General features: G+C 41.5%; 9 protein-coding genes, 1 tRNA gene and 1 rRNA gene. 1 reads left to right on the forward strand and 10 read right to left on the reverse strand.

The annotated features are described in order from the left end of the window. The first annotated feature begins 174 nt into the window (after window positions 1-174). Window positions 175-1,815, forward strand: a complete 1,641-nt coding sequence (locus tag BIV16_RS08345) for an ABC-F family ATP-binding cassette domain-containing protein (protein WP_075681644.1) — start codon at window positions 175-177, stop codon at window positions 1,813-1,815. Window positions 1,816-1,913: 98 nt separating this feature from the next. Here the strand turns inward: BIV16_RS08345 and BIV16_RS08350 are convergent, their stop codons facing one another. The 10 genes from BIV16_RS08350 to BIV16_RS08395 all read right to left on the reverse strand — a co-directional run bounded on the left by BIV16_RS08350 (window position 1,914) and on the right by BIV16_RS08395 (window position 15,074). Beyond that, window positions 1,914-4,334 (reverse strand): ATP-dependent DNA helicase, encoded by a 2,421-nt coding sequence (locus tag BIV16_RS08350; RefSeq protein WP_083625303.1) that lies wholly within the window; start codon window positions 4,332-4,334, stop codon window positions 1,914-1,916. 104 nt (window positions 4,335-4,438) lie between these two features. Further along, complete coding sequence (locus BIV16_RS08355) at window positions 4,439-4,666, reverse strand: HPr family phosphocarrier protein (RefSeq protein WP_075681648.1); 228 nt, start codon at window positions 4,664-4,666, stop codon at window positions 4,439-4,441. An 861-nt stretch (window positions 4,667-5,527) separates the two neighbouring features. Then, entirely contained in the window at window positions 5,528-6,550 is a 1,023-nt protein-coding gene (locus tag BIV16_RS08360; RefSeq protein WP_075681650.1) for a LacI family DNA-binding transcriptional regulator, read from the reverse strand. Window positions 6,551-6,643: 93 nt separating this feature from the next. Then, window positions 6,644-7,486: a carbohydrate ABC transporter permease gene (locus tag BIV16_RS08365; protein WP_075681652.1), complete on the reverse strand. Its 843-nt coding sequence runs from the start codon at window positions 7,484-7,486 to the stop codon at window positions 6,644-6,646. Then, the gene (locus BIV16_RS08370) at window positions 7,486-8,400 is read right to left on the reverse strand and encodes a carbohydrate ABC transporter permease (protein WP_075681654.1); all 915 of its coding nucleotides are present in this window, start codon (window positions 8,398-8,400) and stop codon (window positions 7,486-7,488) included. Before BIV16_RS08370 ends, BIV16_RS08365 begins: the two co-directional genes overlap by 1 nt. A 113-nt stretch (window positions 8,401-8,513) precedes the next feature. After that, window positions 8,514-9,845, reverse strand: coding sequence for an ABC transporter substrate-binding protein (locus BIV16_RS08375; protein WP_075681656.1), 1,332 nt, complete (start codon window positions 9,843-9,845; stop codon window positions 8,514-8,516). 290 nt (window positions 9,846-10,135) lie between these two features. After that, window positions 10,136-10,750: a DUF4867 family protein gene (locus tag BIV16_RS08380; protein WP_075681675.1), complete on the reverse strand. Its 615-nt coding sequence runs from the start codon at window positions 10,748-10,750 to the stop codon at window positions 10,136-10,138. 144 nt (window positions 10,751-10,894) lie between these two features. Continuing rightward, window positions 10,895-11,758 carry an AraC family transcriptional regulator gene (locus tag BIV16_RS08385; protein WP_242940407.1) on the reverse strand — a complete coding sequence of 288 codons (864 nt, stop codon included), beginning with the start codon at window positions 11,756-11,758 and terminating at the stop codon, window positions 10,895-10,897. 97 nt (window positions 11,759-11,855) lie between these two features. Then, window positions 11,856-11,926 (reverse strand) — tRNA-Trp (locus BIV16_RS08390). A 260-nt stretch (window positions 11,927-12,186) separates the two neighbouring features. Beyond that, window positions 12,187-15,074 (reverse strand): 23S ribosomal RNA (locus BIV16_RS08395). Window positions 15,075-15,164: the final 90 nt, after the last annotated feature.

Here is a 15,164-nt window from a genome sequence, read left to right on the forward strand (position 1 = left end):
CCAAAAGCCTTTTGCATGGGCATTTTGTGGTTGATTTTTAGGGCTTAATTGTGTATCATACGAGTTGATGCGTAAAAATTTATTTACTTATTTAATAGATAATTTCATGCAAGTCAAAGATGAAATTACTGCGTAACTGATACAAAGACTTTTATAATGAAGGAGATTTCTAATATGATACAAGCTAGTAATATAACCTTGCGCTTAGGAAAAAAAGCGTTGTTTGAAGATGTTAACATCAAATTTACAGAGGGAAACTGTTATGGATTGATTGGTGCAAACGGTGCCGGAAAATCTACCTTCTTAAAAATTTTATCCGGACAGATTGAGCCAACCTCCGGTGATATTATTATCACACCTGGCCAGCGTCTTTCTTTCTTACAGCAGGACCACTTCAAATACGATGAATTTACCGTTCTTGACACTGTTATCATGGGAAACAAGCGTCTTTACGATATCATGAAAGAAAAAGATGCCATCTACATGAAAGAGGATTTTACGGACGAAGATGGTATCCGTGCCAGCGAATTAGAGGCAGAATTTGCTGATATGGATGGATGGAATGCAGAATCCGATGCTGCAACCATGTTAAACGGACTTGGAATTCCAACCGAAGAGCATTACAGCATAATGAAAGACCTTCCTGGTGTTACCAAGGTAAAGGTTTTACTTGCGCAAGCATTGTTCGGAAACCCTGATATTCTTCTTCTCGATGAGCCTACCAACCACCTGGATCTGGATGCTATCGCATGGCTGGAGGAATTCTTAATCAACTTTGAAAATACCGTTATTGTAGTGTCCCATGACCGTTATTTCTTAAACAAAGTTTGTACGAACATTGCTGATATTGATTATGGCAAAATCCAGTTATATGCCGGTAACTACGATTTCTGGTATGAATCCAGCCAGTTACTTGTAAAACAGATGAAGGAAGCCAACAAGAAAAAGGAAGAAAAAATCAAGGAATTGCAGGAATTTATTTCCCGTTTCTCTGCAAACGCTTCCAAATCCAAACAGGCTACTTCCAGAAAGAAAGCGCTTGAAAAAATTGAGCTTGATGAGATTCGTCCATCCAGCCGTAAATATCCATACATTGATTTCCGTCCAAGCCGTGAAATCGGAAATGAAGTTCTTACCGTTGAGGGGCTTACCAAAACTATCGATGGTGTAAAAGTGTTGAACAATGTTTCTTTCATCGTTGGACACGAGGACAAAATTGCATTTGTCGGTGGAAATGAGTTAGCAAAGACTACCCTCTTTAAGATTCTCGCAGGAGAAATGGAACCAGATTCCGGTTCTTACAAATGGGGAATTACCACAAGCCAGTCTTACTTTCCAAAAGACAACACGGAAATCTTTGATACCGATTCCTTGATTGTAGACTGGTTGACACAGTACTCTGAAATCAAAGATGCTACTTATGTCCGTGGTTTCCTTGGAAGAATGCTTTTTGCAGGAGAAGACGGAACCAAGAAAATGCGTGTCTTATCCGGTGGTGAAAAAGTACGTGTACTTCTCTCCCGTATGATGATTCAGGCAAGCAACGTCTTAATCTTAGATGAGCCGACTGACCATTTGGATATGGAATCCATCACTGCATTAAACAACGGACTGATTAAGTTCTCCGGTGTCGTACTCTTTGCATCACGAGATCATCAGGTAGTCCAGACAACTGCAAACCGTATCATCGAATTCCTTCCAGACGGAACCTTTGTCGATAAAGTATCTACTTACGATGAATATCTTGAAAATGACGAGATGGCACGTAAACGTCAGGTTTACAACATGTCATCTGATGATGAGAATGATAACTAATCCTAGTTTTATTATCGTATGATAAAAATGTAAAGCAAAAACCTTCTGATTTTTTTAATCAGAAGGTTTTTTTGATATCAGATTGCATGAATACACTTCTATGTTTTTTCTCTCCAAAAGGCATTCAGATGCCCTTCCAGCGAATCCAGATTACAACAGATTCTCTCCTCCCACTCTCTTGGAAAAAGTCCCTGATAATCCCGCTGCAAAAACCGTTCGTCCAACAGCTCAATGACCCCGACATCCTCCGTGGTACGAATCACGCGGCCTGCTGCCTGCAATACCTTATTCATGCCCGGATACCGGTAAGCATAATCAAATCCATTTCCAGATTTTTTGTCATAATAATGCTGCAGGATTTCTCTCTCGTTGCTAATCTGAGGCAGTCCGGTTCCAACAATCATTGCACCTATTAACTGTTCCTGCCTTAAATCGATTCCCTCGCCAAAAATTCCGCCCATCACGCAAAATGCCACAAAAGATTTCTCCCGCTCCTTCGTAAATTCCGCTAAGAATTCTTCACGCTCCTCTTCTTTCATGCCGCTTTGCTGCATGATACAGTCAACCTTATCTCCCATCTCCCACAAAAATACTTCCTGCACTTCTTCCATCATTTTATAGGAAGGGAAAAAAACGATATAGTTTCCTTTTTGGGCAAGCACTGTCTTCTTAATATAAGAAGCAATCTTTTGGTACTCAGCCTCATTTCTTCTTGTATACTTGCTGCTGACATCCGTTCCAAATAATAACAGCCTCTGGTCGGGCGTAAATGTCGTCTCCGCATAAACCGCATAATTATCCTTTTTCGTCGACAACAGGCTCTTATAATATTGAATTGGCAAAAACGTTGCCGAAAAGAAAATCGTCGCATTTCCCTTATCGATGCAATGTTGTATATTTTCGGAAGGGTCCACGCAATAGAGCTTTAACTTAAAACGCCCGTCCTCCTCGTGTTCCGAATAAATCACATAATGCTCATCTACCAGCTCATAAATACGAATGAAATTTCTTAAATTCAGGTAAAACTCCGTAACTTCTTTTCGCTCCGGAAATTCTACTGTTTTTTGCAAAAACTCGTCTAACTCTGAGGCAAGATTCATCGCTGCAAAAATAAAGTTGCCGATATTGTCATAACAGACATATTTTTCACATTCCCTTTTGTAATCCAAAAGAATCTGATTGCACTTTTGAAAAAGACGTTCAAACTTTGCATGATACCGCTTCATGATTTTCTTTATGGCAAGAAAATCTTCTTTATAAATCTGTGCACTGTACATCTCCCTGCTTCGTTCGACAAGGTTATGCGCCTCATCGACAAGAAAAATATAGTCGCCCCGGATTCCTTCCTGGAAAAAGCGTTTCAGATACACGTTTGGATCAAACACATAATTATAATCACAGATAATATCATCCACCCAGGTTGCAACGTCTAAACAAAGTTCAAACGGACACACCTGAAACTTTTCCGCCTGCTCTTTTAAAATCTCTCTTGTGAAAATGTCCTCTTTGCACAGCAAATCATAGACCGCATCATTCACCCTGTCATAGTGTCCTTTTGCATACGGACAGTGCACCGGATTGCAGTCCATCTCCTCACACATGCACAGCTTTTCTTTTGCCGTAATCGAGACTACCTTTGCCTGATAGCCATGTTTTCGTAACAGTTCAAACGTCTCTCTTGCGACCGTTCCCGTAATCGTTTTCGCTGTCAGGTAAAAAATTTTATCCGCAAAATCCTCCCCAACTGCTTTCACAGCAGGATAAATCGTTGTAATCGTCTTTCCAACACCGGTAGGCGCCTGGATAAAAAGATTTTTTTTGCGAATGATGGTTCGGTACACCCCGATTGCAAGCTCTTTTTGCCCCTTGCGGTACGGAAATGGGAACTCCAGTTTTTTGATAGACTTTTGGCGTAAGATGCGCCATGCATTCTGAAAATCCGCCCATTTTTGATACTCTGCTATCAGTTTTAAAAACCAGGTTTCCAGGTCGTCATACTCCCACGTCTCACGAAATCGTTTGATATCCTCCGTATCAAGGTTGCAGTACGTCATCTGGACGTCAATTTTTTTTAAATGATGTTGTGTCGCATAAATATAGGCGTAACACAATGCCTGTGCCTTATGAACGCCAACCGGCTCCTGCAAGGCATCTAACCTCATATACACACCCTTGATTTCATCAATCGTAACCCGCATGGAATCTGGGATTTCCATATTCAGATAGTTATCTGCAGCCGATGTACTTTCTTCTATTATAATACCGTCCGCGCGTCCTTCTATCGCCAGGTCATAAGTTTCTTCTGTCACAATGAATTTAAGCGGCACCTCTGCGTGATAGTTTGTGTCCATCCTTTTTTGTATCTTCCGGTGAATTCGGCTCCCTTCCTGCATCGCATCCGGTGAAGTACCTACACGCTTACGGTTATCAATATCGCCCTCTCGAAAAATAAACTCCACAAGATTCCGCACTGATATTCTGATTGTATTTCTTTTTTCCGATTCTTCTTTTTTACTCATAGCTCTATTATAACGAATAAAATCTGTTTGTAAAAGAAAAAACGGCCACATCACCTCCAAAGTATTGCTTCCACTTTGGGACGATGTGACCGTTTCCGCTTTTCTTACGCAATTGCATATTTATTTGTCACTGACTCAAAATTTGCATTTTCACCGTAATACTTAATAATAAGATCTTTTTGTGTACCAAGTCCAATCATGCCTAAAATTGATTTTGCATCGATTACTACTCTATTATAAAACACATCAATATCAAAATCACATTTTCCGGCAGCTCTCACAAAATCCTTTACCTCTTCTGTGTCAGATAATCTGATTTTCTTTTCGTTCATGTTCTCATTCCTTCCTCTGTTTCAAACATACTTTTTTTATCAGCGTACGGAATTATTGCATCTTTTTCTCAATTTGTCAAACTTTGTCTTTTTCTTCCATTTTACATTTTCTGCGCATTTTGACCGAAAAAGCTCTCTATATCTAGTACTATTAAACTAGATTCTTCGCAGTTTGACGTATCTTTTTAAAATGCATAATTATACTTGTCTATTCTCTCTATGTTTTTCAAAATATATCCTATTGTTTTTGTATACTTTCCATAAATTTTTACAGATTTTTTACTTACTCTCCCCTTTCTTCTAATATATGAAGGACCTTTTTGATGGTCTCTCTTTTTCTAAGTTTTCCCATTTGTCCGTTTCTTTATTCCTTCTTGTCCGTTTCTTTCGCCCTTTCATCCGTTTCTTTCACCTTTTTGACCGTTTCTTTCGCTCGTTCATCCGTTTCTTTTTTATATATGAATATGTTTTTATACGATTCGGGTGTCGAAAGGTAGCTCGCAAGTTAATTTCTGACAAATTACACAACGGCAAGGCTCTTTTTGTGACTTTGAGAGAACATTAGAAAATCTTAGTATGCCTTTCTTTCCCCAGTGATGTTCTGCCATGGACGGCAGAACAAGGCTTCACGAGCCACGGATGGCTCGTTGAATGCCGTTCACGTCACCTCAAAATAATCCTCGTCAGGCATACCTAGACTTTTCTTCTGTTCTCCCATTGGAACAAAATAGACTTGACTTTGCGCAATTTGTCAGTAAGAAAACTGCTAACTACCTTTTGACACCCGAATCGTATAAAAGAAAAAACTCCTGCAATCTGATTTTTTTCAAAATCAGACGCAAGAGTCTTTTTCTTTGCAATTTATTCTATGTTACGAACAGATTCCCTTACAATCAGCTCTGCCGGGAAAATCCGCTGTTCTCCTGTATTCCCATCATTGATGGCTCCTAGAAGTACCTCAATTGATGCCTTTACCATCTGGTCACATGGCTGGCGTACCGTTGTTAACGACGGATGATAAAATCTCGTCAGATCCAATCCATCAAATCCAATGACGGAAATGTCCTCTGGAATCCGAAGCCCTTTTTCTTTGATTGCCTTGTAAGCACCAAATGCCATCATATCTGAAATAAGGAAGATTGCCGTAACCTTCTTGTCGGATTCTAACAATGCCTTTACCGTGCTATATCCATTCTGTGCGGAGAACTCACATACCTCTCCTTTTACATAAAGAACCAGCTGCGGGTCATAGGAAATTCCATGGTCAAGAAGTGCATCCATGTACCCTTCCTGTCTCATTCTACCAATCGAGCAGTCATCCTCTCGTCCACACACAATCGCTATGTCTTTATGACCACACTTACATAAATAATCTACGGCTTTGTACGCTTCCTTCCGGTCATCGATGGATACCGCATAATCTTTTGTTCCAACTGAAATGCTTGGATTCGAAACGGTACATCGGACGCACGGAACTCCGATTTTATCAAGGCTGACTTCAGAAACCTCCGTCAGTCCTCCTAAGAAAATGATTCCCTTTAATCTTCTTTCCTGCACCAGTTCCATCGCAATTGCTGTCTCATCCTGATCATCTGCTACCGGATAAACCAGATAAGAATACTCCACCTTCTGTAATTCCTGCTCGAAAATACGAAGCATTCCCTGGAAAAATGGGTTGTTAGTTCCTTTTATCAAAAGCGCAATCGTTTTCGCTTCTGTCATTTTTAAATTCCTGGCGCTTTTATTCGGTACAAAATTCTGCTCTTCGATTACTTTTAAGATTCTTTTCTTGGTCTCCTGATTGATTCCCGGATCGTCATTGATTGCCCTTGAAACCGTACTGATTCCAACATTGCACATCTTTGCTATATCTTTAATTGTCATGCCTGTAACAAACTCCTAATCTCTTTCTATTCTAGGTATTATAGCACAAACTGTCTCCAAAGAAAATAACGCGTCAATGTCTTAAGAAAATTTTTAGCCTTTTACAGCACCTGCAGCAACACCTTTGATAATGTACTTCTGGCAGGTAAGATAGAATATGATAACCGGTAAAATACTAAGAATAATCAATGCCATAATAGCTCCTAAATCAACTGCACCGTAACTTCCCTGCAAGTACTGAATGTGAATTGGAATAGTCATGAATCTGGTTCGGTCAAGCACTAAGTACGGTAACAGATAATCGTTCCAAATCCACATAATCTCCAAAATTCCAACCGAAATCATTGTTGGTTTTAACATTGGAAGAATAATGGAAAAGAAAGTGCGAATCGGACCACATCCGTCAATCGCTGCCGCCTCCTCAATCTCTAACGGCAATGTCTTGACAAACCCGGAAAACATAAAGGTTGCCATTCCGGCTCCAAATCCCAGATATACGATAGGAATTGTCCAAGGAGTATTTAATTTTAAAGTATCTGCTGTTTTTGCAAGCGTAAACATTACCATCTGGAATGGTACCACCATAGAAAATACAAATAAATAGTAAACCACTTTACAAAATCTGCTGTTTACACGCACGATGTACCATGCCGCCATAGACGTACATACTAAAATCAAAATTGTAGACAAAATAGTAATCATTGCAGAATATCCAACGGATTTTAAAAATGGATAATTTCCGAAGGTAAATCCTTTGATATAGTTTGCCCATCCTACAAATGTCTCAGAGTTCGGGAATGCGAATGTCTGCGTTTTAACATAAGTATTTCCCTTAAAGGAATTCATAAGTACCACAAAAATAGGGGCAATATAAATAATGGTAACAATGGATAAAATAATCGTAATCAGTGTACTACGTGCCTTTTTCGATTTCATTACTGCTGTACCTCCTTCGATTTTGTGGAACGAAGCTGTAACAAGGAAATAAGTGCTACCAGCACGAAAAAGATTACTGCTTTCGCCTGTCCGACACCTCTTGCAGCGGAGTTCTGTCCGTAGAAGGTGCTATAAATATTTAGAGCCAGCATTTCTGTTGTCTTTACAACCGAACCATCGTCTAAGAAGTTAAACGGCTGTCCTCCAGTCAATGCCAGGTTTTGGTCAAAAAGTTTGAATCCATTTGTAAGGGAAAGATACATACAAATGGTAATAGATGACATAACATTCGGGATTGTCACATGAATCAGTGTATTCCAACGGTTTGCACCATCGATACGTGCTGCTTCAATCAAATCCTCTGGTACACTCTGTAAACCGGCAATATAGATAATCATCATATATCCTACCTGCTGCCACATCATCAGAATAATAAGTCCCCAGAAACCATATTTGGTCTCCATCAAAATGGATGTGTTGTATTTTGCGAGAACACCATTGAAAATCATGCTCCAGATGTATCCTAATACGATACCGCCAATCAAGTTTGGCATGAAGAATGCTGTTCGAAAGATGTTTGCTCCTTTAATCTTTAATGTAAGTAAATATGCGATCAAAAACGAAAAAAAATTGATTAATACCACAGATACCACTGCAAATAATGCAGTGTACCAGAATGCATGTGTAAAAGTTGCATCCTGTAACGCTTTTATATAGTTGTCAATACCGATAAATTTTGCATCACTGGTTGTCGTAAACGAACAAAATGATAAATAAAAACCTTTCAAAAAAGGATAAATAAATCCCAAAACAAATGCTGCTAATGTTGGCAATAAAAAGATAAAAAACATTCGTTGAATTGGTCTTCGAAGTAACACGGAATTGATAGAAGTACCATCATTGACTTTTTTCATTGCATTTTCCTTTCTAGTTTTCCCCCTGAAATCCCAGTTTTACAGGATGGAAGGTTCCTTTTGAGTAAAAATTGGGAGCTGATTTTAAAACCAGCTCCCTTGTCATCAGCTATTTACTGGTTTGCTGCTTTGTACTGTGTAGCCCATCCGTCTACAAATGCTTTTTCAACATCAGACCAGTCTCCACCAGCATCGTATTTGTTCATTGCTGCAACAACACCTGCTCTCCATTCATTTACGTTTGGAGTGTAGTTGAATGCCCATGTAACAGTTGTCTTTCCTTCGTTTGCAAGTTCATTGGCTTTGTTTAAGAATACGTTACCGCTGTCTGCAGCGTTTTTGTAAGGAATGATACCAAACTGTTCTGCCATCATCTTGGTTCCTTCCTCAGATGTTACCATCCAGTCCATGAAATCAAGAGTTGCTTTGATGTCTTCCTCGGAAGCATTTTTGTTTACTGCCCAGCAGTTCTCTGTTCCAGAGCAAAGTCCGATATTTTCTTCACCCTTAACGCCTGTGTAAATTGGAATCATTGTCATCTCATCATCAGCCCATGATTCGCTAAGTGCGGAATATTCCCAGGAACCGTTCTGATAGAATACAGCCTCACCATTTTTGAATTCTGCTTCTGCATCATATCCGCCAGTTGCTAAAGATGCTTTGTCAACTGCGGTATCTGTTGTGTAAAGATCCCAAATCATTTTGTAGTTGTCAAGGTAAGTACCTTTGATTTCTGCAGGGCACTCTGTCCAGTTGTCATCCACGGATTCATAATACAGTGGCATATTTGCTAAATGTCCTGAGAATCTCCAGGAAGAAGAATCATCCATTCCTGATGATGTAAATGCATCAAATCCTAAGGTGTCTGCATTGGCATGAATATCATCTGCAACCGCTTTCAAAGAATCGAAATCTTTGATTTCATCTACACTGTGTCCGGCCTGCTCTAAGAGCTTTGTATTTACAATAATTCCAAATGTCTCATAGCAGTATCCGATAGATGCTACTGTTCCGTCATCCTTCTTTAATGTAAATGCGTCTGTGTTCAGCTCTTTGTAAACGTCTGTATCTGTAAGATCGTAGCAGTAATCACCCCATGTCTTTACTGCTGCCTGGTTACCGACTACAAACAAAGTTGGAGCACTTGATTTATCCATCTCAGATGTAAGAGTGGATTCGTATTTACCTTCTGCTGCTGTTACAACTTTTACATCAACACCGGTCTCATCTTTGTAAGTCTTGGCAATACTCTGAAGTGCTTCGTCTGCTTCTGGTTTGAAGTTTAACCAATATACAGATCCGCTTCCCCCTTTGCTATCAGATGCTGTGCTGCCAGATTCTGTAGAACCTGCATTCCCTGTTGTTCCTGATGAGCTTCCACATCCTGCAAAGAGTGTTGCTAACATAGCGGATGCTAAAACGACACTTACCAATTTCTTTTTCATGTTTTTTCCTCCCAATACATTTTTTTAATGTTTTATTGGAACGTCCCAATGTTTTGGAAACGTTTCCTATAAACGAATGGTAGCATTCTTTGGAAACGTTTTCAATGCTTTTTTGCTAAAAATTGAAAATTCTGATAGTTTTAACAATGTTTTTGCACGTTTTTGGTTATTTTTACTATAATAATTGTGTGAATTGTTCTAATTTATTGTTATATTAAAAAAACTCATTGGAAAGGTTTCCAATGAGTTTTTCAGTTGCATATTCTTTTCTTTCTTCTTTCTCTTTTAACTTAAACGGTAAGATTTTCCCCTTTTAATCCACAAAATGCACCCGGAATTTTTGCTTCCTCATGTGCAATCAGCCATTTGTTCTTGGCTGTCATCAGCTTATCTTCTCCACTGTCCTTCAATTTAAAATCCAGCTCGTGATTGGTTCCCTTCGGCAGTATTACGACACACTTAAAACCGTTATCACCATGGTTACACGGTGCATAATGAAGCGTTGTTCCATACATCTCAACCACCGTCTTTGCCGGAACAAAGAACGCCACCACCTTTGAAGTATCGTATGTAAAATCATCTTCCACATCGCATAGACTTCCTAACAATAAAATCATATCCGTTACTGCTATATTGATTTCAGAATTGCGGTGGTATTCAACTGCATTTAACTGGTGGTTATTGCCGTTACAATACCCAATCTGAATCGGTAATCCACCATAAACGCTGTTTTTAAACTGCACTGCCTCCGGTAAAAGTTCCATCTCCTCCACTGATGGCACATAAATGACATCCTGCGGCAATGGTGTGTGCTCCATCTCCTTTAAAATCTGTGTGGTTTCAAAGCCTTCCCACACTTTTCCATACTTTTTAAATCTCTCATCCAATACTGAAAAAATCTCCATCAAAATTACCATACCTTTCCGTAATTTGCAAGATTTGTGCCAAGAACACAAAAACCCCCTTGCTATACTCAATCTTATATCTACTACAAAATAAGTATAGCAAGGGGAATTCTCACCAACTACCTTTTCTTTATCTTTCCAATGTCATTTTCTTATCTTTTTGCGATATTCGTTTGGCAAAATACCGTACTTTTCCCGAAAAAGTGTAGAAAAAGCCTTACTATTCGGAAATCCCTGCTTTAGCGCGATTTCTCCAATCTGATGATCTGTCTGCTCTAACTCTTTGACTGCGTGCTCTAATCGAACACTCTGAAGATAATCCTTATAATTTATCCTAGCATATTTTCGAAACATTCTAGATAGATAGGTTGGCGAATATCCAAAGATTGCCGCCAGTTTTTCTAAAGATATCTCCTCCGTATAGTGCTCTTTTAAATACTCCGTAATTCTTCCAAGCCGCTTTAACTGCTTGTTCTTTTTTAACAGTTCTTCCATGACTTCTAGCTTCCGATACTTTGTCACCAACAGATATTCCAGCTGGTAAAAGTAACTCTGCATCAAAAGCTCATATCCGGTTTCTTTTTCAAGAAGCTGCCCATACATCTTAGACAACAGTTCAAACACCTGACCATCCGCCATTTTCTCGCTGTGTGAAAACCAGATAAACTGTTCTTTTGTGAAATAATTCTGGAATACGTTAAGCGGAATCTGAAGCACAATGGTTTCATTTGGCTGTGCTGCATGCACAGAGTGTAATTCATTGCTGTTGACCAGAATGAATTCGCCTTCCTGCAAATGGTACTTCTCATCATTGAGATAAAAATCCAGGCTACCGCTCTTCACCGCAAAAATCTCGATGGAGCGGTGCCAGTGTTTTTCTCTGATGTACTTTCCGTTTCCCCCTTCAAACAAAAACAATTTGAAGGGCATTCCTTCATTTGGTACGATTACCTCATGCTGATAACTTGTCTGATCTATCATGTCTAATCTTTCATCTTTTCCGTTCATCTTTTCCTTTTTCAACTATCTCCATTTTTACCAATCTAATTGTTTCGTGAAAAGAAAAACACCGAAAAACATATTTTATGTTTTCAGTGTTTTTGAACAGGGGATGAGAGAATCGAACTCCCACCAAAAGTTTTGGAGACTCCTATCATACCATTTGACCAATCCCCTATATTCTGTTTTTACACAAAAATGACGTATTGCTACGTCATTACTTTGGTTTGTGTTTGGTGTATATTCAAAACTTCATACAGATTTGAGAAACGCTTTTTATTTCGAAAACCGGTCATCTCGATTCCGCTTCGCTTCATCTCGATGATTTTGCTACGCAAAACATTGTCTGTATTAAATGTCATATCCGTAAGTAAGCTTACTCCATGCCACTTTCTACATCCAGCCGTTTTTCTGAGCGAATCTATTCGCTCTGCTTTTTGGTCAAGCCCTCGACCTATTAGTGACAGTCAACTACACATGTTGCCATGCTTCCATCTCTGCCCTATCTACCTTGTAGTCTTCAAGGGGTCTTACTCCCGAAGGAGGGATATCTCATCTTGAGGGGGGCTTCACGCTTAGATGCCTTCAGCGTTTATCCCTTCCGAACTTGGCTACTCTGCCATGCCGTTGGTCGACAGCAGATACACCAGTGGTTCGTCCATCCCGGTCCTCTCGTACTAAGGACAGCTCCTCTCAAATATCCTCCGCCCGCGCCGGATAGGGACCGAACTGTCTCACGACGTTCTGAACCCAGCTCGCGTACCGCTTTAATGGGCGAACAGCCCAACCCTTGGGACCTGCTACAGCCCCAGGATGCGATGAGCCGACATCGAGGTGCCAAACCACTCCGTCGATGTGAACTCTTGGGAGTGATAAGCCTGTTATCCCCAGGGTAGCTTTTATCCGTTGAGCGATGGCAATCCCACTTTATGCCACCGGATCACTAAGTCCTAGTTTCCTACCTGCTCCACCCGTCGGTGTCGCAGTCAAGCTCCCTTCTGCCTTTGCACTCTTAAAATGGTTTCCGACCATTCTGAGGGAACCTTTGAGCGCCTCCGATACCCTTTCGGAGGCGACCGCCCCAGTCAAACTCCCCGCCTGGCATTGTCCCTTCACCGGATCACGGTGACAGGTTAGAAACCCAATACTGCAAGGGTGGTATCCCAACAGCGACTCCACTCAAACTGGCGTTCAAGTTTCTTAGTCTCCCACCTATCCTGTACATGCAGTACCGAATCCCAGTACCAAACTGGAGTAAAGCTCCATGGGGTCTTTCCGTCCTGGCGCGGGTAACCAGCATCTTCACTGGTACTTCAATTTCACCGGATGTATTGTCGAGACAGTGCTCAAATCATTACGCCTTTCGTGCGGGTCGGAACTTACCCGACAAGGAATTTCGCTACCTTAGGACCGTTATAGTTACGGCCGCCGTTTACTGGGGCTTAAATTCAAAGCTTCGATTGCTCTAACCTCTCCTCTTAACCTTCCAGCACCGGGCAGGCGTCAGCCCATATACATCACCTTTCGGTTTCGCATAGACCTGTGTTTTTGCTAAACAGTTGCTTGAGCCTATTCTCTGCGGCCCACTCTCGTGGGCTCCCCTTCTCCCGAAGTTACGGGGACATTTTGCCGAATTCCTTAACAATACTTCTTCCGTCGGCCTTAGGATTCTCTCCTCATCTACCTGTGTCGGTTTGCGGTACGGGTACATATCACACAATAGCGGCTTTTCTCGGCACATGGCTCACACGCTTCGCTACTTTTATTTCGCTCCACTTCACGCTTTTGGCTTATACGGCGGATTTGCCAGCCGTACACCTCCCTCGCTTGTACCGGTCTTTCCATTCCCGGCTCGTGCTTTCCACATGCGTCCCCACATTTCTGATGATACGCAGTACAGGAATCTAAACCTGTTATCCATCGACTACGTCTTTCGACCTCGCCTTAGGCCCCGACTTACCCAGAGCAGATCAGCTTTACTCTGGAAACCTTAGATATTCGGCCGGAAGGATTCTCACCTTCCTCTCGCTACTCATTCCGGCATTCTCTCTTCTTATCCCTCCACTGCTCCTTCCGGTACAGCTTCGTCGGTATTAAGAATGCTCCTCTACCAATGTATTACTACATTCCACAGCTTCGGTGTTGTGTTTCAGCCCCGGACATTTTCGGCGCAGGACCTCTCGACTAGTGAGCTGTTACGCACTCTTTGAATGAATGGCTGCTTCTGAGCCAACATCCTAGTTGTCTTCGAAATCCCACATCCTTTTCCACTTAACACACACTTTGGGACCTTAGCTGGTGGTCTGGGCTCTTTCCCTTTTGACTACCCAACTTATCTCGTGCAGTCTGACTCCCGTTCATCATCTACATGGCATTCGGAGTTTGATATTCTTTGGTAAGCTTTGACGCCCCCGCGGAAATTCAGTGCTCTACCTCCATAAGACTAAAACGAGGCTAGCCCTAAAGCTATTTCGAGGAGAACCAGCTATCTCCGGGTTCGATTGGAATTTCTCCCCTATCCACACCTCATCGCCACCCTTTTCAACGGATGTGCGTTCGGTCCTCCATTGCCTTTTACGGCAACTTCAACCTGGACATGGATAGATCACCCGGTTTCGGGTCTACGTACACTGACTTTATGCCCTGTTAAGACTTGGTTTCCCTTCGGCTCCGTGCCTTAAGCACTTAACCTTGCCAGTGTCCGTAACTCGCCGGACCGTTCTACAAAAAGTACGCGGTTGACCACATAAGGGTCTTCCACAGCTTGTAAACACAGGGTTTCAGGTTCTCTTTCACTCCCCTCCCGGGGTCCTTTTCACCTTTCCTTCACAGTACTATGCGCTATCGGTCACTAAGTAGTATTTAGGCTTACGGGGTGGTCCCCGCTCATTCCATCAAGGTTTCTCGTGTCTCGATGTACTCTGGATACCGCCATGTCAATTCTCCTTTCGCTTACGGGGCTTTCACCCTCTGCGGCCTGCTTTCCCAAAACAGTTCTGCTAGAATCATTGAATCAATTATGCGGTCCGAACCCCGGAATGCACGCACTCCGGTTTGGCCTCTTTCCATTTCGCTCGCCGCTACTTTGGAAATCGATTTTTCTTTCTCTTCCTCCGGCTACTTAGATGTTTCAGTTCACCGGGTTCCCTTCCATACGTTATGGATTGGCGTATGGATACATGAGGTGTTCTCATGTGGGTTTCCCCATTCAGACATCCACGGATCAAGGGATATTTGCTCCTCCCCGTGGCTTTTCGCAGCTTATCACGTCTTTCTTCGGCTCTTAGTGCCAAGGCATCCACCCTGCGCTCTTTCTTGCTTGACCTCTTTCCTGTTTACTAGCGTGTAAACAGAGTCAGTTCAAGTTCAATTGAACTTGGTTGTTTTATAATTACTAAGTTATTTACTTTGGTAA

This window comes from Roseburia sp. 831b (assembly GCF_001940165.2).
In the GTDB taxonomy this organism is placed as follows: Bacteria; Bacillota; Clostridia; order Lachnospirales; family Lachnospiraceae; genus Roseburia.

Bases quoted from the DNA above. Each gene is read 5' to 3' on its own strand.
- BIV16_RS08345 (WP_075681644.1), top strand. From the start codon at position 175: ATGATACAAGCTAGTAATATAACCTTGCGCTTAGGAAAAAAAGCGTTG.
- BIV16_RS08350 (WP_083625303.1), bottom strand. From the start codon at position 4,334: ATGAGTAAAAAAGAAGAATCGGAAAAAAGAAATACAATCAGAATATCA.
- BIV16_RS08355 (WP_075681648.1), bottom strand. From the start codon at position 4,666: ATGAACGAAAAGAAAATCAGATTATCTGACACAGAAGAGGTAAAGGAT.
- BIV16_RS08360 (WP_075681650.1), bottom strand. From the start codon at position 6,550: ATGACAATTAAAGATATAGCAAAGATGTGCAATGTTGGAATCAGTACG.
- BIV16_RS08365 (WP_075681652.1), bottom strand. From the start codon at position 7,486: ATGAAATCGAAAAAGGCACGTAGTACACTGATTACGATTATTTTATCC.
- BIV16_RS08370 (WP_075681654.1), bottom strand. From the start codon at position 8,400: ATGAAAAAAGTCAATGATGGTACTTCTATCAATTCCGTGTTACTTCGA.
- BIV16_RS08375 (WP_075681656.1), bottom strand. From the start codon at position 9,845: ATGAAAAAGAAATTGGTAAGTGTCGTTTTAGCATCCGCTATGTTAGCA.
- BIV16_RS08380 (WP_075681675.1), bottom strand. From the start codon at position 10,750: ATGGAGATTTTTTCAGTATTGGATGAGAGATTTAAAAAGTATGGAAAA.
- BIV16_RS08385 (WP_242940407.1), bottom strand. From the start codon at position 11,758: ATGAACGGAAAAGATGAAAGATTAGACATGATAGATCAGACAAGTTAT.